At 45.7% G+C, this 20,215-nt stretch carries 21 protein-coding genes, 1 tRNA gene and 1 other RNA gene; 12 read left to right on the forward strand and 11 right to left on the reverse strand.

The genetic code is table 11. The annotated features are described in order from the left end of the window. Positions 1 to 11 precede the first annotated feature (11 nt). Positions 12 to 635 carry a hypothetical protein gene (locus ASG24_RS12475; protein WP_162241167.1) on the forward strand — a complete coding sequence of 208 codons (624 nt, stop codon included), beginning with the start codon at positions 12 to 14 and terminating at the stop codon, positions 633 to 635. Positions 636 to 667: 32 nt separating this feature from the next. Here the strand turns inward: ASG24_RS12475 and ASG24_RS12480 are convergent, their stop codons facing one another. Further along, positions 668 to 1,591, reverse strand: coding sequence for a DNA-binding protein (locus ASG24_RS12480; protein WP_055871965.1), 924 nt, complete (start codon positions 1,589 to 1,591; stop codon positions 668 to 670). 285 nt (positions 1,592 to 1,876) lie between these two features. Between ASG24_RS12480 and ASG24_RS12485 the strand changes: the two genes are divergently transcribed. Beyond that, positions 1,877 to 2,248 carry a hypothetical protein gene (locus ASG24_RS12485; RefSeq protein ID WP_055871969.1) on the forward strand — a complete coding sequence of 124 codons (372 nt, stop codon included), beginning with the start codon at positions 1,877 to 1,879 and terminating at the stop codon, positions 2,246 to 2,248. A 145-nt stretch (positions 2,249 to 2,393) separates the two neighbouring features. Here ASG24_RS12485 and ssrA read toward each other — a convergent pair. Continuing rightward, positions 2,394 to 2,759: a transfer-messenger RNA gene (gene ssrA / locus ASG24_RS14475) on the reverse strand. An 81-nt stretch (positions 2,760 to 2,840) separates the two neighbouring features. On the opposite strand from ssrA, the gene ASG24_RS12490 reads away from it, so the two are divergent. Both ASG24_RS12490 and aroA read left to right on the forward strand, forming a co-directional pair. Then, positions 2,841 to 3,710: a prephenate dehydrogenase/arogenate dehydrogenase family protein gene (locus ASG24_RS12490; protein ID WP_055871972.1), complete on the forward strand. Its 870-nt coding sequence runs from the start codon at positions 2,841 to 2,843 to the stop codon at positions 3,708 to 3,710. 22 nt (positions 3,711 to 3,732) lie between these two features. Next, on the forward strand, positions 3,733 to 5,013 hold the full coding sequence (aroA, locus tag ASG24_RS12495) for a 3-phosphoshikimate 1-carboxyvinyltransferase (protein WP_055871975.1): 1,281 nt from the start codon (positions 3,733 to 3,735) through the stop codon (positions 5,011 to 5,013). Here the strand turns inward: aroA and ASG24_RS12500 are convergent, their stop codons facing one another. Next, positions 5,014 to 5,235: a DUF2061 domain-containing protein gene (locus ASG24_RS12500; protein ID WP_055871978.1), complete on the reverse strand. Its 222-nt coding sequence runs from the start codon at positions 5,233 to 5,235 to the stop codon at positions 5,014 to 5,016. A gap of 89 nt (positions 5,236 to 5,324) precedes the next feature. Here ASG24_RS12500 and cmk point away from each other — a divergent pair, with 89 nt between their 5' ends. The 6 genes from cmk (at position 5,325) to ASG24_RS12530 (ending at position 10,528) form a co-directional block, all read left to right on the forward strand. Next, positions 5,325 to 6,002, forward strand: coding sequence for a (d)CMP kinase (gene cmk, locus ASG24_RS12505; RefSeq protein WP_055871981.1), 678 nt, complete (start codon positions 5,325 to 5,327; stop codon positions 6,000 to 6,002). 179 nt (positions 6,003 to 6,181) lie between these two features. Beyond that, the gene (gene rpsA, locus ASG24_RS12510; protein WP_055871984.1) at positions 6,182 to 7,678 is read left to right on the forward strand and encodes a 30S ribosomal protein S1; all 1,497 of its coding nucleotides are present in this window, start codon (positions 6,182 to 6,184) and stop codon (positions 7,676 to 7,678) included. A 16-nt stretch (positions 7,679 to 7,694) separates the two neighbouring features. After that, the gene (locus tag ASG24_RS12515) at positions 7,695 to 7,979 is read left to right on the forward strand and encodes an integration host factor subunit beta (protein ID WP_055831407.1); all 285 of its coding nucleotides are present in this window, start codon (positions 7,695 to 7,697) and stop codon (positions 7,977 to 7,979) included. A 168-nt stretch (positions 7,980 to 8,147) separates the two neighbouring features. Continuing rightward, on the forward strand, positions 8,148 to 9,377 hold the full coding sequence (gene lapB, locus ASG24_RS12520) for a lipopolysaccharide assembly protein LapB (protein ID WP_055871987.1): 1,230 nt from the start codon (positions 8,148 to 8,150) through the stop codon (positions 9,375 to 9,377). Between the two features lie 29 nt (positions 9,378 to 9,406). Continuing rightward, positions 9,407 to 10,102, forward strand: a complete 696-nt coding sequence (gene pyrF, locus ASG24_RS12525) for an orotidine-5'-phosphate decarboxylase (RefSeq protein ID WP_055871989.1) — start codon at positions 9,407 to 9,409, stop codon at positions 10,100 to 10,102. 111 nt (positions 10,103 to 10,213) lie between these two features. Continuing rightward, positions 10,214 to 10,528: a ComEA family DNA-binding protein gene (locus ASG24_RS12530; RefSeq protein WP_055871992.1), complete on the forward strand. Its 315-nt coding sequence runs from the start codon at positions 10,214 to 10,216 to the stop codon at positions 10,526 to 10,528. Between the two features lie 103 nt (positions 10,529 to 10,631). Here ASG24_RS12530 and ASG24_RS12535 read toward each other — a convergent pair. Then, a tRNA-Ser gene (locus ASG24_RS12535) sits at positions 10,632 to 10,721 on the reverse strand. 349 nt (positions 10,722 to 11,070) lie between these two features. Between ASG24_RS12535 and ASG24_RS12540 the strand changes: the two genes are divergently transcribed. Both ASG24_RS12540 and ASG24_RS12545 read left to right on the forward strand, forming a co-directional pair. Next, a complete protein-coding gene (locus ASG24_RS12540) occupies positions 11,071 to 12,591 on the forward strand; it encodes an aldehyde dehydrogenase family protein (RefSeq protein WP_055831416.1) in 1,521 nt (506 codons plus the stop codon). Positions 12,592 to 12,690: 99 nt separating this feature from the next. Further along, positions 12,691 to 13,068 carry a DUF779 domain-containing protein gene (locus ASG24_RS12545; protein WP_055831417.1) on the forward strand — a complete coding sequence of 126 codons (378 nt, stop codon included), beginning with the start codon at positions 12,691 to 12,693 and terminating at the stop codon, positions 13,066 to 13,068. 69 nt (positions 13,069 to 13,137) lie between these two features. On the opposite strand, the gene cheZ is transcribed toward ASG24_RS12545, so the two are convergent. The 7 genes from cheZ to ASG24_RS12580 form a co-directional block, all read right to left on the reverse strand. Then, positions 13,138 to 13,824: a protein phosphatase CheZ gene (cheZ, locus tag ASG24_RS12550; protein WP_055831419.1), complete on the reverse strand. Its 687-nt coding sequence runs from the start codon at positions 13,822 to 13,824 to the stop codon at positions 13,138 to 13,140. 2 nt (positions 13,825 to 13,826) lie between these two features. Next, positions 13,827 to 14,225: a chemotaxis response regulator CheY gene (gene cheY / locus ASG24_RS12555; RefSeq protein WP_055831421.1), complete on the reverse strand. Its 399-nt coding sequence runs from the start codon at positions 14,223 to 14,225 to the stop codon at positions 13,827 to 13,829. A gap of 111 nt (positions 14,226 to 14,336) precedes the next feature. Beyond that, a complete protein-coding gene (locus tag ASG24_RS12560) occupies positions 14,337 to 15,410 on the reverse strand; it encodes a chemotaxis response regulator protein-glutamate methylesterase (RefSeq protein WP_055831423.1) in 1,074 nt (357 codons plus the stop codon). A 27-nt stretch (positions 15,411 to 15,437) separates the two neighbouring features. After that, a complete protein-coding gene (cheD, locus tag ASG24_RS12565) occupies positions 15,438 to 16,046 on the reverse strand; it encodes a chemoreceptor glutamine deamidase CheD (protein ID WP_055831425.1) in 609 nt (202 codons plus the stop codon). Between the two features lie 2 nt (positions 16,047 to 16,048). Beyond that, complete coding sequence (locus ASG24_RS12570) at positions 16,049 to 16,939, reverse strand: CheR family methyltransferase (protein ID WP_055831426.1); 891 nt, start codon at positions 16,937 to 16,939, stop codon at positions 16,049 to 16,051. A gap of 42 nt (positions 16,940 to 16,981) precedes the next feature. Then, positions 16,982 to 17,689, reverse strand: coding sequence for a formaldehyde-activating enzyme (fae, locus tag ASG24_RS12575; protein ID WP_055831428.1), 708 nt, complete (start codon positions 17,687 to 17,689; stop codon positions 16,982 to 16,984). 57 nt (positions 17,690 to 17,746) lie between these two features. Beyond that, entirely contained in the window at positions 17,747 to 19,858 is a 2,112-nt protein-coding gene (locus ASG24_RS12580; protein ID WP_055871995.1) for a methyl-accepting chemotaxis protein, read from the reverse strand. Positions 19,859 to 20,215: the final 357 nt, after the last annotated feature.

The following is a 20,215-nucleotide window of genomic DNA, read 5'->3' on the forward strand; positions in this document are numbered from 1 at the left end:
GTAATGCCGAATTGCAAAATTCATCAAAGAATCTTGAAACGCTGTGCGCGATACTGGATAGACGTTTCTCCAATATGGAAGAGAATTCCAAACAGCCAGATCCATTATTAATCAATACCTTGCAGAGATTTGATAAAGTATCAAAAGAAATACATGAACGCCTGGATGAAATGTTTATCACTAGCTCCTTAAGTAGTAATGATAAACAGGCCAGTGATATGCCCAGTGAAGCTGTGGTCAATGAAATAAGCAAATTGCAAAGTAGCATGGCAGAAATCGCCAACCAGCTACGCAAAAGTAACTACCTCTCCATGGATGAAAACGCAGAGCTTGCTGCCATGCGTAAACGGATTGAGAGCTATCAATCCATGGTCATGAAGGCGCGTTCAGAAGCTAAAGACTCGGAAACCATTATGTCTGAACTCAGGCTAGAGATAAAACAGCTACAAACTGCCAAAAAAACCAATCCGACCGCCGAAGCCAGTGCTGAAAATCAGCGTTTGCAGGAGCAATTGGAAGACGCAGAGCGCGAGAAAAAAGCGCTAGAAGACAAAATCAAAGCACTGGACAATGAAATGCAACGCAACAATATTGAAAAGAAATTTATCGAAGACCGGTTTATCGAACTTTCATGATCGTTTCCCTCAGGCCAGAAGGTGGCTTGGTTTTATTTGATCAAAGGCTTTTTTTTCTCAATTTGTTTTAGCTTGTTTGAAGCTGCCAACTGCTGTCGTTGTGATTCTTTTAACTGCCCTTTTATCATGCCAACATTTTCACGCAACTCATTCACCAGTTTCTGATTTTTGGCGGCCTGGCTTTTGGTGACTGCATGCTCTTTCAGGAGTGCCTTCTTTAATTCGCTGATTTCAGATTCCAGCTTACAGGCCCGCTGGCGTTCTCGATCAACTTCTATAAATGACCTTGCTTCCAGCTTTCTGAATTTGTCTTCTGATAATTTCAAGGCTGCATGCAGCTTATTAAATTCTGCTGAAAATTCATTATTGACGCTTTTTAGTGAGCCCTCCAACGCAGATTTTTCATTTTGCAGCGTTTTTACAGCTTCTTTCTGAGTAGCCGACACCTGATGGTCAATCAGGAATCTTTTTTCACTTTCCTGCAACTGCTTTCTAAGCATGGTTAATTCTGAATGCTGTTCAGCGCTCAGGCTCTCCATTTTTTTTAGCTGGGCTTTAAGGTTTTCCAACTCAAGCTTGTTGTTGCTTTCCAGGTTATTAATAACAGAATGCTTTTCCTTCACGTTCTGCTTGGCGACTTCAAGCGCGGATTTCCATAAAGTACTCAGCGCTTCGCCAGCAAATTCACGCAAAGTATCTGGCAACCCAGAATACTCAACATCCACCCTGTTTTTAAGCCTGAGTTCGTTCCAAAAATTATTCACCGTTTGAACCGGCGTTGACATAGTCCCTTTGCGCACAAGCTGATACAGCTTATTGGCAGTGGGTTGAATCCCATAGCGAAAGAACATCAAGCGACATACTTCACGGTATAAATCTTTTACTTGTGGAAACTGGCTGCGAAGCACTTCAACATCCTGGACAAGCTTGGCTTCATTGATATGTACAGAGGTCATATTTCAAATAATCAAATTGCTTAATTTGTTTTGTGACAAAAATATGTACTAAATAGTTTGCGAAAAATTTGGCTCGGCTAATTTCATGTTTACAAAATACATCAACAGATATGTTATTGGTGTCATTTTATTAGTGCAGCAACCTATTGATTTAAATTGATATTTTGCATAATTCAGACACATTCCCATTGTTTGCATAACAAAAGTAGGGAATCGTTTTTAACATTTTTTATCGGAATGTTAATATTTTGGTTGCAGATTTATCTGCACTTTTGGAGGGAGTTAATGAAAAACAAAATCAAAATTAAAAAATTACACACGAAATGTTTATTAAACTGGAGTTTGAAAGTTGGTGATCAGCTGGGTACATTAAACAAACATAAAGCAATCAAGTTAGCTAACGTAAAACCGGCTGTTTTTCAACGCTGGGTATCAGGTAAAGTAGCAGCACCAAGCTGTACACTCAACCGCATAAAACATCATGCATTTGCTACTTTGCGAATCAGGCATCGAAAAAAACTAAACCAGTGTTTGGCAGTTGGCTTGGATGAAGAAATAATTAAAGCGCAGTTCTTATGGAAAAATATGATCTTCGATCAACTAAGCATGCCAGCAAAGCGCAGATTCTTTACCGGTTTGAAAAAGGTCCATCGTTAATCTTAGTTAGTTTGAAAGCCACTTGCCTTGAGTGGCTTTTTTATTAACAATCAGAGGAAAATACCAATTATCTGAAATCAATATTAAATTACAGACACAAAAAAGCCAGCATTAAAATGCTGGCTCTTAATTTACTACTTTAAATTGGTGGAGCTGGGGGGAATCGAACCCCCGTCCGCAAGCCCTCCACAGACAGTTCTACATACTTAGCTGTGTTGTTTATGTTTAACCGTACACTCACCAACGAGCAAGCAAGAGTAAAGCGAGTTGCCTTAGATTTAATACGTGATTAAGCAACCCAACCACGCACGATCCTCTCTAAATGACGCTGCTGCCGGTTACCCGGCCCGACCGAGAGGCTCTTCGGGGCAGCGTTCAGCCGGGATTAAGCGGCTAAAGCGTAAGTTTCGTCGTTTGCGACTATACTTTTTCAGATGGATTTACGAGGGAACCTGAATCCTCGGTATGCCCTGCACTGCTTTGCAACCCACGTCGAAACCTGGTCAGCCCCAATGCAAGCTAGCAAGTATACGCCTGAAACCCAGTCTAGCCAAACTTCAGACGCAGTTGTATGACATGATACAATTCCCGAATGTTCAAGAAAATCGTGATATTCGGCGTAGGATTGATAGGCGGTTCAGTCGCGCTGGCGCTGAAAAAATTACCTAACCCGCCACACATCACCGGCGTTGGCCGTTCAAATCAAAGCTTGCAAGAAGCTCTGAGCCTGGGATTAATAGACAGCGCGGAAACAGATATTGCGATTGCGCTGGAAAATGCAGACTTGATACTCATTGCTACACCGGTCGCACAAACGCCAGCCATTTTAAAATCCATTCTTCCGCACCTTGCAGCACAGACGGTGATTACCGATGCAGGTAGCACGAAATCTGATGTCATGGCTTATGCCGAAGCCGAGCTCGGTGAGCAGTTTAAGCAGTTTGTCGGCGGGCACCCGATTGCCGGCGCTGAAAAGAGCGGTCCAGCTGCTGCGATGGCAGATTTGTATATAGGCAAAAACGTAATTCTGACGCCAGGCTTGGTCACTGACCCGGAAGCGGTATTAAAGGTGACAGAGTTATGGAAAGTGTGTGGTGCTTTGGTATCCAATATGCGCCCGGAAGAACATGACAGTGTATTCGCAGCGGTCAGCCATTTGCCGCACTTGTTGGCATTCGCGCTGGTGGAAGATTTAGCCAAGCGTGACAATGCTGAACTGCTGTTTAAGTTTGCCGCCAGTGGTTTTCGCGACTTCACGCGGATTGCCGGTAGCCACCCTGAAATGTGGCGTGACATTGCGCTAGCCAATAAACAGGCCTTATTGCAAGAACTCAACACATACCAACAGGCGATAGGCAAGATGACTGCGCTACTCGAAAATAATGACCATGAAGGTTTATTTGCGCTGTTTGAACATGCCAGCCATGCGCGTAATGCCTGGGCAAAATCCAAAATTCAATAAAAGACTTAAAAGATTCATAGATATGGAACAACTGCACTTACCTTCATATACCAAAGCGCTTGGGTCAATTACTTTGCCCGGCTCTAAAAGCATTTCCAATCGCACTTTGTTATTGGCGGCACTTGCTGAGGGCGTGACAGTAATTCGTGATCTTCTGGATTCAGACGACACTGCAAGAATGGTGGAGGCACTGCAATCGCTTGGGGTAAAACTGGAAAATATTGAGGAAAATACCTGGAGAGTGACTGGCTGCGGGGGGGCGCTTCCCAATAAAGAAGCCGATTTGTTTTTAGGTAATGCGGGTACTGCGTTTCGTCCACTAACAGCGGCGTTGGCCTTTTCAAATGGTCATTATCATCTGCATGGTGTTCAGCGTATGCACGAGCGCCCGATTGGTGACTTGATCAATGCATTACGACAAGCTGGTGCAGAAGTGAGTTACGAGAGCAATGTGGGCTACCCTCCCCTGCAAATTTCGCCTGCTACGCTGGATGTCAGCCAGCCAATTCAAATACGCGGCGATGTGTCCAGCCAATTTTTAACCGCCTTGTTGATGGCATTACCGCTGACAGGTCAGGCCGCCACCATTGAAGTGGTTGGTGAGTTAATCTCAAAACCTTATATTGAGATCACATTGAATTTAATGCAGAGGTTTGGCATTCAGGTACAAAGAGAGGGCTGGCAGAGCTTTCATATTCCAGCATCAACACGCTATCAATCGCCAGGTGAGATTTACGTTGAAGGCGACGCTTCCAGCGCTTCCTACTTTATTGCCGCCGGTATTCTGGCCGGCGATGTCACTGTACTGGGTGTAGGCAAAGGCAGTATCCAGGGCGATATCCTGTTTGCTGAAGCTGCAAAGTTAATGGGTGGCCGGGTAAGCTATGCGGAAAATCATGTGCGCGCTGAAAAAACCGGTGACCTGAAAGGCATAGACCTGGATTGCAATCATATTCCTGATGCCGCGATGACGCTGGCAATCATGGCCATGTTTACCAAAGGCACTACCACTTTACGGAACATAGCCAGTTGGCGCGTAAAGGAAACCGACCGCATTGCCGCGATGGCGACTGAGTTGCGCAAAGTTGGCGCAAGCGTGATTGAAGGGGCCGATTTTATTCAGATCACGCCACCCGAAAAGTTAATAGAAGATGCAGTGATCGACACGTATGACGACCACCGCATGGCAATGTGCTTTTCATTGATCAGTCTGGCGGGTGTGCCAATCACGATTAATGACCCCAAATGTGTTGCTAAAACCTTTCCTGAGTATTTCAGGGTATTCAGTAGCATTGCCCAATAATCAGGCGGCGTAAGCCCATTCATGCTCGTCTCGCTGATTAACCGGCGCATGCGCATGTTGATGATGGTTCCAGGCACGCTCATGGAAATAAAACAGAACCGTATTAATCGCTGGTTCAATGAGGGCCATCAGTCCGCCAATCAGAATGCTGCCGGTAAGCAGATAAGCAATGCTGAAGGCAACGCTGAAATGTAGTATCGCGAAAGAAAATGTTTTAATCATGCTGTGCTCCTTTGTTGTTAAGCACATCATATAAAAGCCGAGTTGTTTTATCCAATTCATTGTTTTTAAGCATTTGATAAGTAAAATTTATGACTGAACAAACTTTATGGCCGGTAATAGCCATTGATGGCCCTTCCGCTTCAGGGAAAGGTAGCGTTGCTGAACTTGTTGCCAAAGCGTTTGGTTTTCATTACCTGGATTCCGGGGCGCTTTACCGTTTACTGGCCTATGCAGCGCATACACAATCGGTGGCCTGGTCTAATGAATCCGCGCTGGCGGATATCGCCGTTAAGATGGATATCAGGTTCGAGAGTGGTGAAATATATCTCAATGGGGAACATGTAAGTGCCTATATCCGCACTGAACAAATGGGCAAAGGGGCATCTGAAGTTGCAGTCCACCCGCAAGTGCGTACTGCTTTATTGCAGACACAAAGAAACTTCAGGAAATCCCCGGGGCTAGTTGGAGATGGGCGCGATATAGGCTCAGTCATTTTTCCGGACGCCATCTTAAAAGTTTTCCTCACTGCAGGCGTGGAAACACGTGCCCAGCGGCGTTATGACCAGCTTATCAACCGAGGTGATCGTGCAGATTACTACACGATTCTGGATGATTTAAAACAACGTGACCTGCGTGATACACAGCGATCGTCTGCCCCGTTAATACAATTGCCGGATGCGATGCTGGTTGATACTACGAAAATGAATATCGCCCAAGCCGTCGATTTGATAATTGAAGCCTATAAAAAGACCACCAAAATCACATAAAAAAAGCTTTAAGTCATTGAACTGAATAATTTTTTTGTGTATAGTCCCAGATTCGCGTTACATCTGGCGCCAGCTGGATGTGACAAATATTAACTTCATCCATTGCCTGCTTATCTTGAGTAGCAATGGCTCGTACAACGGCATGTGCTGTTCTACGTGTAAATTTGGACAATTTTTTAATGGCTTCTATTTCTAATTCAACCTCTTCTAACGAATCTTTTGCAGCCCTCTTCGAAGAAAGCCTGGCCCGCCAGGAAATGCGCGCAGGTGAAGTGATCACCGCCGAAGTAGTGTCTGTAGACAATGATTTCGTGATTGTTAACGCTGGTCTTAAATCCGAGAGCGTGATTAATGCCGGTGAGTTCAAAAATGCCCAAGGCGAACTGGAAGTTGCAGTAGGCGACTTCGTTAAAGTGGCTATCGAAAAGCTGGAAGACGGTTTTGGTTCTACACAACTGTCTCGCGAAAAAGCGAAGAAAATGCAAGCATGGCTGGATCTGGAAGAAGCCATGAACGAAGGCCGTGTCGTTAAAGGCTTTGTGAGCAGCCGTGTTAAAGGCGGTTTGCGTGTGTCTGTCAGCGGTATCATGGCATTCCTGCCAGGTTCACTGGTAGACATCCGCCCGGTTAAAGATACTACTCCTTACGAAAATAAAGAGTGGGACTTCAAAGTTATCAAGCTTGACCGCAAGCGTAACAATATCGTGGTTTCTCGCCGCGCAGTGATGGAAGACACCTTGGGTGCCGACCGTGAAGCGTTGCTGGGCAGCCTGACCGAAGGTGCTGTGATCAAAGGTATCGTTAAAAACATCACTGACTACGGCGCGTTCGTGGATCTGGGTGGTATCGATGGCCTGTTGCATATCACTGATTTGGCATGGCGCCGTGTTAAGCACCCATCTGAAGTGCTGACTGTTGGTGAAGAAGTTGAAGCGAAGATCCTGAAATTCGACCAAGAGAAAAACCGTGTTTCTCTGGGCATCAAACAATTGGGCGACGACCCATGGGTGGCATTGAGCCGCCGTTACCCAGTTGGTACACGCCTGTTCGGTAAAGTGTCTAACCTGACAGACTACGGTGCATTCGTTGAAGTAGAGCCAGGTATTGAAGGTTTGGTACACGTTTCAGAAATGGACTGGACCAACAAGAACATCCATCCGGGCAAGATCGCTCAATTGGGCGACGAAGTTGAAGTCATGATCCTGGAAATCGATGAAGACCGTCGTCGTTTGTCACTGGGTATGAAACAGTGCAAACCAAACCCATGGGATGATTTTGCTGCTACACACGCCAAAGGCGACAAAGTATCCGGCCAGATCAAGTCTATCACTGACTTTGGTGTATTTATCGGTCTGCCAGGCGGCATCGATGGCTTGGTTCACTTGTCTGACCTGTCATGGACACAGTCTGGTGAAGAAGCGATCCGCAACTTCAAAAAAGGTGACGAGCTGCAAGCGGTTATTCTGGCAATTGACGTTGAGAAAGAGCGTATCTCTCTTGGCGTGAAACAATTGACAGAAGATCCAAGCGGTAACAGCGCGCCTATCGGTGAAGACAAAGGTGGCAAACAAAAAGCCAAAAAAGCTAAAGCTGATGATGTCATTATGGATGAAGCTTCAGCAGGTACCACTAATCTGGGTGCTTTGTTGAAAGCTAAATTGGACAGCAAAAAATAATAAAGGCTTTTAGGTCATGACTAGATCTGAACTTATTGATTTACTTGCCCAGCGTTTTCCGCAATTAGTGTTGAAAGATGCCGAGTTATCTGTCAAAACCATCCTGGATGCGATGACAGAAAACCTGGCAACTGGCGAGCGTATAGAAATCCGCGGTTTTGGTAGTTTCAGTTTGAATTACCGCCCGCCCCGTTTGGGACGCAATCCTAAAACTGGCACTAAAGTACAGGTGCCAGCCAAGTATGTGCCTCACTTCAAGGCTGGTAAAGAACTGCGCGATCGTGTAGACGCAATGGTGTAAATCAGCCTTTAATTATAAAAACGGCATCTCATTGAGATGCCGTTTTTTTTGCTGCTACGGTTGCTGATCATATAATCCTGGCAACGTGTCTTCAAGCCACTAGTATATTCATGGCACCACTACTGGCGCTTAAGGTAAAATAGGCGCTACCTAAAAAAGAGACCTTGTATGCTGGTTGAATTTGAATATTGGTGGCTACTCATTTTGCCACTGTTTTTCACACTGGGCTGGATTGCAGCCAGGGTGGATATCAAGCAATTGATTGCAGAATCGACTTCCCTGCCCGCTACCTACTTTAAAGGTCTAAATCTGCTGATTGCCGACCAGTATCATAAGGCAGTCGATGCGTTCAGCGAGGCGCTTTACCTGAATAAAGATTCGCTAGAATTACATTTTGTACTGGGTAGTTTGTTCCGCCGCACCGGTGAAACTGACCGAGCCATTCATTTACATATGAATTTGCTGGAAAATTACGAGCTCACTGATCAACAATCGACTTCGATCAAAGTTGAGTTGGCGCAAGATTACTTTAAGGCAGGATTGTATGACCGCGCAGAAGAACTGTTCCAGACTTTGCGCCACACGCGTTATGAACAGGCCGCCCAACGCCACTTGTTGGAAATTTATGTCAAAGAGCGCGAATGGTCGCAAGCCATCGCCATTGCGACTGAGTTAGAAGGCTCTTCTGGTATTTCTTACCGTAAAGAAATCGCACAGTACTCCTGTGAACTGGCGGTCAACGCCATTATTCAGCAGAACTGGCAAGAAGCTAAATATCACCTTGAGCAGGCACTCGATGCTAACAAAAACTGCGTACGTGCCAACGTGTTGCTAGGCGATATGGCCGCACAGCAAGAAGACCATGCGGCTGCGATTGCATTCTGGAAAAGAATTGAGATGCAGGACCCTGAATATTTGGGCCTAGTCGCGCAGAAGATGTTGAAAAGCTATGCGGCATTACCAGACAGTCATGCCACGGCGGAGCAACATGGCATCAAAGGTTTAAAAGAAGGCTTAACCCAATTAAACCTATATCTTGAAACCTACCAGTTGAGCAGCATTATGTCGGTGTTGTATGAAGCAACCTTGCAAGCCGAAGGTGCTGAAACCGCCGCAAAACTGGCACGTAATGAACTGATCCGTAAACCCAGCCTGAAATCACTAGACCAGTTGTTGCAAGCGCGCGCAATCCTGGATGATGAGCAGCACGACTTGCAGTTAATGCAGCAAACCGTCCGTAATGCGATTGGCGACCGGGCTGCTTATTATTGTGACCAGTGCGGCTTCCGCGCCAAGCAGTATCATTGGCAGTGCCCGGCATGCAATGCATGGGAATCCCTCCCCGCTGAGCCAACTGAAGCCACAATCCGTGATATCAAATTGCTCAAACGCAAGTAAGTGTTTCCCATACCAAATAGTAATCAAATATGACTGATAGCAAAATTATTGTTGCCCTCGATTATGCTGATGCAGAATCTGCAAAGGCATTGGTCAATCGTCTGGACCCTGCCCTGTGCAAATTGAAAGTAGGCAAAGAGCTGTTTACCGCAGCCGGGCCATCGTTTGTAGAATCGCTAGTAAAGCAAGGCTACGATGTTTTTCTTGATTTGAAATTCCACGATATTCCTAACACGGTGGCAAAAGCATGCCAGGCAGCTGCAAACTTAGGTGTATGGATGCTGAATGTGCATGCAAGCGGCGGCTTGCCTATGATGCAGGCAGCACAAGAAGGGCTTGATAAAGCCTACGGCGCGAAAGCACCGTTGCTGATTGCTGTCACTGTGCTCACCAGCATGGATGAGTCAACTTTGCATACATTGGGTATACAACGTTCTTTAAGTGATCATGTATTAGCACTGGCGAAACTAACCCAGCAAGCAGGTTTACACGGTGTAGTCTGCTCTGCACAAGAGTCAGCCATGCTCAAGCAAGCATTAGGTAGTGATTTCTGCCTGGTGACTCCGGGTATACGCCCTGTTGATGCTAGCCAGGATGATCAAACCAGGATTGTTACCCCTAAAGACGCCCTTTCTTTAGGATCCCACTATCTCGTCATTGGCCGCCCGATTACCCAAGCTGCCGACCCAGTTGTTGCATTAAACACAATTATTAAAAATATTTAACATTTATTAAATAATTTAAATTTACACACCCTCTCTGTAGCGTTCTTGGCGCTAGAATCGAAGCAGGCTGATTGTTTAGCCTGTTTTTTATTTTATTGATCAGGAGAATATATGAGATACATGTTTTTAGTTTGTCTGATGTCGTTACTGTTATCACCACTGGCCCATGCAGCCGTCGATATTAATACAGCCAGCCAGGCCGAATTGGAAAGCCTGAATGGCATAGGCCCAGCTAAAGCCCAGGCCATCATTGAATATCGTAAAAAGAATGGTGGCTTTAAAACGGTCGAAGAACTGGATCAGGTACCGGGTATTGGACAAGCGACATTCGCAGGCCTTAAAAAAGATATCAGCGTTGGCGGTAAAAAAAACACGCCTGCGGAATCCACAAAAGCCGATAAATCAATAGAGAAAAAGAAACCCTGACACTGATTGATATTGTCGTTATTGACCGTGCACCTATATTCATTAAAAGCAAAATAGGTGCATCGAATATAAAAACAAAAACACCCATCCGGGTGTTTTTTATTGGCGGAGAGAGAGGGATTCGAACCCTCGATAGAGTTGCCCCTATGCCACCTTTCCAGGGTGGTGACTTAAACCGCTCATCCATCTCTCCGAAAGAAGGCGCGATTATAGCCCATTCCCTATAACGCGCCAAATTATTTATACCGCAATCATCAACATGAAAAAAAAGTGATATTGAAGACTACTTCTATACGTAAAAGAGATTGAACTTTTCAGCATTAAACGAAGTAACTCAGTTATCTTATAAATCATTTAAAACACGGCAAAAAAGCTTGATTTTGTGGTTTTTAAGGTTTAATGTTTATCCCGTTAATCATCCTAAAAAGCCTTATTTTAAGCGGCTCAGATGATGATTGATCAGGTAATTGAGCTATCGCTCAATATGGCGGTTTGGAGAGCAGTTCTGCTATAACATCTATATAAAAAGTACAGGAGTGAATATGAGTTTGGATCTATTGAAAGCCATGGGTGTAAAAGTCCCTTACAAGGCAAAATACGACAATTTTATCGGTGGTAAATGGGTTGCCCCTGTTAAAGGGGAATATTTTGACGTAATTTCCCCGATTACTGGCAAGCCTTACACGCAAGCCGCTCGCTCCAGTGCTGAAGATGTTGAGCTAGCGTTGGATGCTGCACATGCTGCTTCAGATAAATGGGCAAAAACCCCCGCAGCAGAGCGCTCTAATTTACTGCTGAAAATCGCAGACCGTATCGAACAAAATCTTGAGCTGATTGCTACTGCTGAAACGGTCGATAATGGTAAACCGATCCGTGAGACCTTGAATGCGGATATTCCTTTAGCTGCAGATCATTTCAGATATTTTGCTGGTGCTCTGCGTGCGCAGGAAGGCAGCCTGAGTGAGTTGGACGAAAACACTGTGGCTTACCACTTTCACGAACCTTTAGGTGTGGTTGGCCAGATTATCCCGTGGAACTTCCCGATTTTAATGGCGGCCTGGAAACTTGCGCCAGCCGTTGCAGCCGGTAACTGTGTGGTGATGAAACCGGCAGAATTCACCCCTATTAGTATCCTGATATTGATGGAAATCATTGGTGATCTGATCCCGCCAGGCGTGATGAATATTGTGAACGGTTACGGCCGCGAAGTGGGCGCCCCGCTCTCTAACAGCAAACGTATTAATAAGATTGCCTTTACCGGTTCTACCGCAACGGGACGCTTTATTGCCCAGGCTGCAGCCAATAACCTGATTCCGGCAACTCTGGAACTAGGCGGAAAATCGCCTAACATCTTCTTTGAAGACATTATGTCTGCCGATGATGACTTTCTGGATAAAGCCGTCGAAGGCCTGGTGCTGTTTGCATTCAACCAGGGCGAAGTCTGTACCTGCCCATCACGTGCCTTGATACAGGAATCCATTTACGACAAATTCATGGAGCGCGTATTGCCACGTGTTGCTGCGATTAAACAAGGTAACCCACTAGATCCCAACACCATGATCGGCGCACAAGCGTCACAAGACCAGATCAACAAGATTCTTTCTTATATGGATATCGGTAACCAGGAAGGTGCGCAACTGTTGTGCGGTGGTGAACGCAATGTACTGGGTGGTGATCTGGCTGAAGGTTATTATGTCAAACCAACCCTGTTCAAAGGCCACAACAAAATGCGTATTTTCCAGGAAGAAATTTTTGGACCGGTGCTGGCTGTGACCACCTTTAAAGACGAAGCCGAAGCCTTGAGCATTGCCAATGACACTATCTTTGGCCTGGGTTCAGGCGTGTGGTCACGTGATGGCAGCCGTGCTTATCGCATGGGCCGTGGTATTAAAGCTGGTCGTGTGTGGACCAATTGTTACCACGCCTACCCTGCGCATGCAGCTTTTGGAGGCTATAAAGAATCTGGTATTGGCCGTGAAACGCACAAGATGATGCTTGATCACTACCAGCAAACTAAAAACCTGTTGGTGAGCTACAGCCCTAAAAAACTTGGTTTCTTCTAACCCTGATTCCCATGCTTAAGGACCATCAGTAACAATAAAGGGGCGAATTTTTCGCCCCTTTATTGCCTATACTTTTAAGCGACTCATTAAGGAAAAATAATGGCTGAACGACTTTCTGCAACGCCCTCAGCAATCAGTTTGATAGAAAAGCTCACTGAACAACATGGGCCGATAGTTTTTTTACAATCTGGTGGTTGCTGCGAAGGCAGTGGCCCGATGTGCATGCCCGCTGCTGAATTCAGGCCCAGCCCTTCTGATGTAAAGCTTGGGGTGCTGGCAGGAGCTATTTTTTATATGGGTGACAGCCATTTCAGCTTTATGACCAACACACATACTATTCTGGATGCAGTTCCTGGCTCCAGCGGTTCGTTTTCACTGGATGGCGGTAGTGGTTTTGCCTTTATAACCCGCGGACGCGTGTATACCGATGAAGAATTAGCGACACTGCCTGCAGAAGAACGTGTTGGCTATGCATAAGCAAAAAGGGCCAATCGGCCCTTTTAATATTCAAATCTAGCAGCATGAGAACCTGTTTAAAAACCTGCTTTAAAAGCCTAGGCTATCCAGCAAATCATCTACCTGTTCCTGGTTAGAAACTACATCGACCTTATTGTGCGGGTCAATTTGCGGACCGTTTAGCAATGAGTCTGAAGATTCTTCTTTTTTAGCACCTGGTGAAAAATCTACCAGCACCTGTACCAGCTGCCCTTCCAGTTCTTGCACCAGGGTCGTGATTTTTTTGATCACTTGACCTGTCAAATCCTGGAAATCCTGCGCCATCATGATATCCATTAGCAGCGATTTGGTCGCTGTCGTATTTTTATCTGCCAGAGACAGATAATCCAGGGTTTCATGCACGACTAAATCGTATTCTGATTTAAGGGCGGACTTGGCCATCACCGCTTTCCACCGTTCCTGCAATGCATGGGCACGATCAGCCATTTCAGATTGCAATGGCGTAGCCTGATCGGTTGCATTTAGTACACGTTCAGCAGCCTGTTCCGTCATTCTGGCAACATAGTTTAACCGGTCACGCGCATCCGGGATTTCCTGTGCCACTTGTTCTAATACCTTGTCATAACCTAATGCACTCAAGCTGTCATGAAGCGTGCGTGTCATATGGCCAATCCGGCTGATCATTTCTTCTTGTTGATTACCGTTCAGGTTTTGCATCATGGCAGAAGCCATTTCTACCACGATGTTTTCATGTTTCGGATTGACAGCTTCGGTCATGATTAAGCCTCGCCTTTTTCCAATTTCTCAAAAATCTTCGATAATTTTTCTTCCAGCGTGGCGGCCGTAAAAGGCTTGACTACGTATCCGTTGGCTTTAGCTTGTGCGGCGGCAATGATGTTTTCTTTTTTAGCTTCTGCAGTCACCATCAATACCGGCAATTTGGATAACTTGGCATCTGCACGAATATTCTGCAGCATGGTCAGCCCATCCATATTTGGCATATTCCAGTCAGATACGACAAATTCGAAATCACCGCTACGCAGCTTGCTTAATGCATCAGCACCATCTTCGGCCTCTTCAACATTGTTGTAACCCAGCTCTTTAAGCAGGTTACGCACAATTCTGCGCATGGTAGAAAAATCATCAACCACCAGAAATTTAGTATTCGGATTGCCCATTTATTACTCCGCTATCTTTAGTGACATATTTATATCTAGCATTATCACTCCATATCGTTTAAATGCTAGCGGCAATAAAGCCCTGATTTGCCTGTTTATTCTTTGAAGCCTTCACACACGCAAGGCGCGTTCACTATTTGTTGCCAGATAATGCAATACCATTTTTGGCAGGTCTTTCAAATGCGCAACTTCATGCACGCCACCATGTGCAACCGCTTCACGCGGCATGCCATAGACGACACAACTTTCTTCATTTTGTGCAAAGTTGTAAGCCCCGGACTCTTTCATACGCAACATACCCACTGCGCCGTCTTTGCCCATACCGGTCATAATAATGCCAATCGCATTCTTACCGGCATGCACTGCTGCAGAATCAAACAATACATCCACAGAAGGCTTGTGTCTATTCACGGGCTCACTGTCAGACAAGCGGGTGACATAGTTGGCGCCGCTTCTAGCCAGCAGCAAGTGTTGATCACCTGGCGCAATATAGGCATGGCCCGGCAAGATCCGCTCGCCATCCACCGCTTCTTTGACTGATATTTTACATAGACTATCTAAACGGGCAGCGAACGATTTAGTGAACCCTGCGGGCATATGCTGCGTGATTAAGACGCCGGGACAATCTGAAGGCATTTGCATTAAAAACGATTTAATGGCTTCGGTACCCCCGGTAGATGCACCGATAATCAATAATTTCTCACTACTGATCAACGGGTTACGGATGGCATTTTGTACCTGGCCACCAGCCACTGATGCTTTCGCTATACTTTGCAAAGTGCTGACTTTAGCTTTGGCGGCAGTACGGATCTTATCGGTAATTTCATCGGCATATTGCTGCATGCCCTGGGTGATACCCATTTTTGGCTTGGTGACGAAATCTGTAGCGCCCAGTTCCAACGCGCGCAAGGTGATTTCAGAGCCCTTTTCAGTCAGCGTCGATACCATCAATACCGGCATAGGCCGCAAACGCATGAGCTTTTCGAGAAAATCCAGTCCGTCCATTCTCGGCATTTCCACATCCAGCGTCAGGACATCCGGATTCAATTGCTTGATCATTTCACGCGCAACCAGAGGGTCAGGCGCAGCCCCTACCACTTCAAGGTCCTTGGTATCGTTAATAAGTTCAGTCAGCAAGCTGCGTATTAGTGCTGAATCATCAATAACTAACACTTTCGTTTTCATGGGATTTCCTTTTTATAATTATTATTATCAAAACAAATCGATATCGCCGCCCACATCGTTGGTTTTCAGCTTGCTTGAGTAAGCTTGCTCGCGTTTGACCAATGTGTAATTGTTCAGCTGTTTCAGTTTTTTAACCAGTACTTTGCCGGTCTTCGGGAAATAGTAGACTTTACGCGGATAGATATCCAGCAGGTCTTCACCTGTCACTTTAATACCTTCATCCTTGAGGTATTGTTTAACAAATGCGGCGTTGCGGTCACCTACGTTATTGGTGGTGAAACTGCGCAGCACATTACCGCCGCCAAATATTTTAGCTTCCAGGTTCTCGCGTCTGGCGCCATTTCTCAGCAACTGGTTAATCAGCACTTCCATGGCATAGGTGCCATAACGCATAGACTCTGACACCGGGCTATCGCGATCAGCGCTGCCGCTCTCCGGCAACATAAAGTGATTCATGCCGCCAATACCAGACTTGGTATCACGAATACAGGCAGACACACATGAACCTAACACGGTGACAATCAGCATGTCTTTATCGGTGTAATAATACTCTCCGGGAGAGATTTTGGCCGCATCGCAGTTAAACGTTCTGTCAAAGTACAGGGTGTTTGCAATATCTTCTTGTATAACACTCATGACTATTTCCGATTCATTAATAGGCTGGAACGTGCCGCGCCATTAGTTTTTAGTTTGTAAACGGTTTTGCCGAGCAATTGCAATTGCTGCGAAACATAGAGAAAGTTCTCTGAATGCCCCGCCAGTAACAAGCTGTCTTCGCCCATCAGGGTGATAAACTTTTCAATAATCTTGCCTTGGGTAGGCTTGTCAAAATAAATCATGACATTGCGGCAGAAAATCACATCAAAACCATCATTGAATGGCCATTGATGGTCCAGCAAATTTAGCTGATTGAAACTAATGAGCTCGCGCACCGCTTTTTTCACTCTGACCAATCCATCCTGTTTGCCAGTCCCCTTTTCAAAGAACTTGCGTACTCTGGATTCGTCCATTTTCTTGATGCGATCAATCGGGTAAACACCCGCCATCGCAGTAGTTAATACATTGGTATCGATATCAGTCGCGATAATCTCAACCGGGGGTTTGAGCGTATTAAATGCTTCACAGGCTGTGATAGCAATTGAATAAGGCTCTTCGCCGGTGGAAGCCGCCGAACACCAGATACGAATGGTTTTTCGTTTTTGTGAAGCCGTCTTGACCAAATGGTCAGACAGGATGGGAAAGTGATGCTCTTCCCTGAAAAATGAAGTCAGGTTGGTGGTCAAAGCATTGGTAAATGCCTGCCACTCATCTGAATGATTATTTTGCTCAAGCTTATCGAGATAGAGCTTGAAACTTTGCATATCGAGCGCACGTAAGCGCCGCCCAATACGGCTATACACCATGTCCGTCTTTGCATCGGACAATGAAATGCCTGCATGGCGATAAATCAGACTTTTAATTCTGACGAAATCATCGCGCGTAAACAAAAACTCGCGATCTTCTTGTTCTTGTTTTTTTAAGGCAGTCACTTCGTTATCCTATGCAAATCCGTCAGGTTCCATCAGCTTGAATTAAGCCTTGGTCGTGTTGATGCGATCTTTCATCTGGTTGATAGCCAGCTCAATCTGTTTCTCTTCACGGGCTTTGCTTTCAGCGCTTGTACGTGCATATTTGCTACGCTCTTGCATTTGAGAGATTGCCAAGGCAGCCGCTGTATCATCAGAACGGCGGTTTTTTGCTTCTGGTGTTTGCGCTGCGAATGGGTGTAATGCTTCTTTGTACTGTTTAACAACATCAGCAGCTTTAGGCTCACGTGCTACAGCGGCTTTAATTGCAATTTTAGTTGCGCGATAGTTCCAGTCCTGGATACGGTCATCCATGTCGGCCTTGCTGTCGATAAATACACCTACACAAATAAATACATCATCTGCCTCTTCCAATGGGATGGTGCCATCAGCAACACAATCCATCACAGCCATGGCCACGCCACGTTGTGCTGGGCCAAACATCTGAGTAGCCTGGCGACCATCTTTAATGGTGACCTTGTTAAACATTACAGTGTTTGGTTTTACCATCATGTTTGGCGCTGCAATCGCCAATAAACCGTTTACTCCTTGTTTTTGATCGGTGAGCGTACGACAAAATGCGTCTTCTGCAGCGCTACCGCGTGGGCCCATAATTAAGTCAATATGTGCCACGTTTTTCAAATCCAGGCCACCCTCTGGGCGATCTTCGATGACCAAACCTTCGCCAATCAATACTCGATCAATCACTGCCATTTTTATACTCCTGTTAATTATTAAAAGTACTACTTATAAAAGGGCTTACAGCCTGCCCTATCCGTTACTGACTTTGCGGAAATCTCCCGCCCAGCCTGCATTTTCATGACGCGAACCTTTTGCGTTGCCTTCTACGATAAATACGCTAACCGCTGTTGCCAGCTCATTGGCGTGATCCATCAGTGATTCGGCAGCCGCAGCAGCCTCTTCAACCAAGGCGGTATTCTGTTGTGTTACATCATCCATACGGATCACGGCATCATTCACTAGGGCAATGCCTGCACTTTGCTCGTTAGAAGCAGAGGCAATCTCGCCGATAATGACGCTGACACGTTTAACCGAGCCAACAATTTCATGCATGGTTTTACCGGCTTCTTCTACCTGGCGGCTACCTTCTGCAGTTTTGTTGACCGAGTCATTAATCAATTCTTTAATTTCGCGTGCAGCGACTGAGGAGCGCTGGGCAAGATTACCCACTTCTGCCGCTACCACTGCAAATCCACGGCCTTGTTCGCCAGCACGCGCCGCTTCAACAGCCGCATTCAATGCCAGGATATTCGTTTGGAAAGCAATGCTGTCGATGACAGAAATAATGTCTTCAATCTTGTGGGCACTTTCATTGATGTCACTCATGGTGTGAACTACTGCATTCACAGCATCGCCACCTTTGATCGCCACTTCGGACGCCTGCGCAGCCAGTTCATTCGCCTGTTTAGCGTTTTCAGCATTCTGTTTCACGGTTGAAGACAGTTCATCCATGCTGGAGGCTGTTTTTTCAAGGTTAGCTGCCTGGTCTTCAGTACGACGGCTTAAGTCGGCGTTGCCCTGAGCAATTTCTTTCGCTGCAATATTGATGGATTCAGCGGCGGTTTTTACCGTCAATACCGGCTCAACAATCATATCCAGCGTATTGTTCATACCTTCGACAATTTTGCGGTAGTCGCCTGGATGACGGGCGGCTTCGGCACGTACAGTGACGCGTCCTTCTTTGGCCGCTTCAGCCAGCATTTCAGCATCCTGGTTCAATGCTTTCAGATTGCTACGTACTTTCTCGATAATCAGATTGATTTCAGCTTTCTGGCCTGGGAACTGCTCTAATGGCGCATCGAAATTACCATCACCAAAGGCTTTCACACAGGCCATGGCTTTTTGGTTTAACTCAATATGACCAGCAACAATTTTATTAATAGAATCGGCTAATACCGAGAACTGGCCTTTAAACATATCCGCACGTAGCGTCATGTCAATATTGCCTTTTTCATGCTCGGTGTTGACCCAGTTGACGGAATCTACAATACCTTTGAGATTGCCACGGATACGATCAACACTCTTGTTCATCGCTGCTTTTTTACCTGGCATAGGCTCAAGCTGGGCTGTTAAATCACCGCGTCCGATGCTATCCATCACGGCGATGAATTTTTCGGTTTCGCCCACATAGGCAGACACCATATTGTTGATGCCTTGTGCGACTACTTTAAAGTCGCCATCAAACTTAACGAGTTCAAGTGCAGTATCGGATTCGCCTTCTGCATGCGCAGAGGCCATTTTTTGCATTTCTGTAATCAAGGTTTTGACGTTGGTTTTTAAACTGTCAAAATGATGATTCAGTTGGGAGAGGTCACCAGGCAAGCTATCGAGCTGTGTATCGAAATTGCCCTGGCCCAGTGCCAGCATAGAGTGACTGGTTTTTTCCAGCAGCTCGGCAGGCAGCGCTAATATCTGGTTGATTGCTTGCGCAATATTACGATATTCGCCATTAAATTGTGCAAGATCAATTGTTTTCTTCAAATTGCCATTCGCCTGCTCGGCAGAGATCAACGCAATTTGCTGAGCCAGACTATTTAAAGAATCTTTAGCCTGATGCAATGCATTCAGTACACTCTCGCCACCAGAGCCAGCAGGGTCATCTGTGCTGCTGAAATCTCCATTAGCAATTTCTTGTGCGGTGGCTAATACTTTGGCGGCTTCACCACCGAGATTACGTTTGACACTCAACACCAACAGCGTGCCCAACGCCATATTGCCCACAATCAAACCTGTCACCAGGCCACTATGTGATACGCTGACAACAGCCCCCACACCTGACACAGCCAGCAATAAGCCTAATTGAGACGACAATTTCAAACGACCAAATTTGCCTGTTAATGCACTCAATTTCTCTGACAACATGTTGTCACTCCTTATTTTTGATTTCCAAAATCCCTGTAAATGGATGGTTTGTACTATTTATCGGTTTATGGTGGTCATTATTAAGGAACTTGCCTGGATTTAAATGATGCTAAAAAAGGGGAAACTCCATTCTATTTTGGTAATTGCAAAGCTAAAGAAAACAAGAAATGTGACGTAGGTGATGCGATATTGCTATCGCAATAACGAAAGCGTCAACATCTAAAATACACCCTTTGACATGTCTTTACAAACAAAAAAACCGACCTTATTTAGGTCGGCTTTTTGTGATTCCGTTACTGGCTAAAACTCTTCCCAGTCACTATCGTCAGTACCAGTGCGTTTGGAGGCGCTGGACTT

This window comes from Methylophilus sp. Leaf414 (assembly GCF_001425425.1).
Taxonomy (GTDB): Bacteria; Pseudomonadota; Gammaproteobacteria; order Burkholderiales; family Methylophilaceae; genus Methylophilus.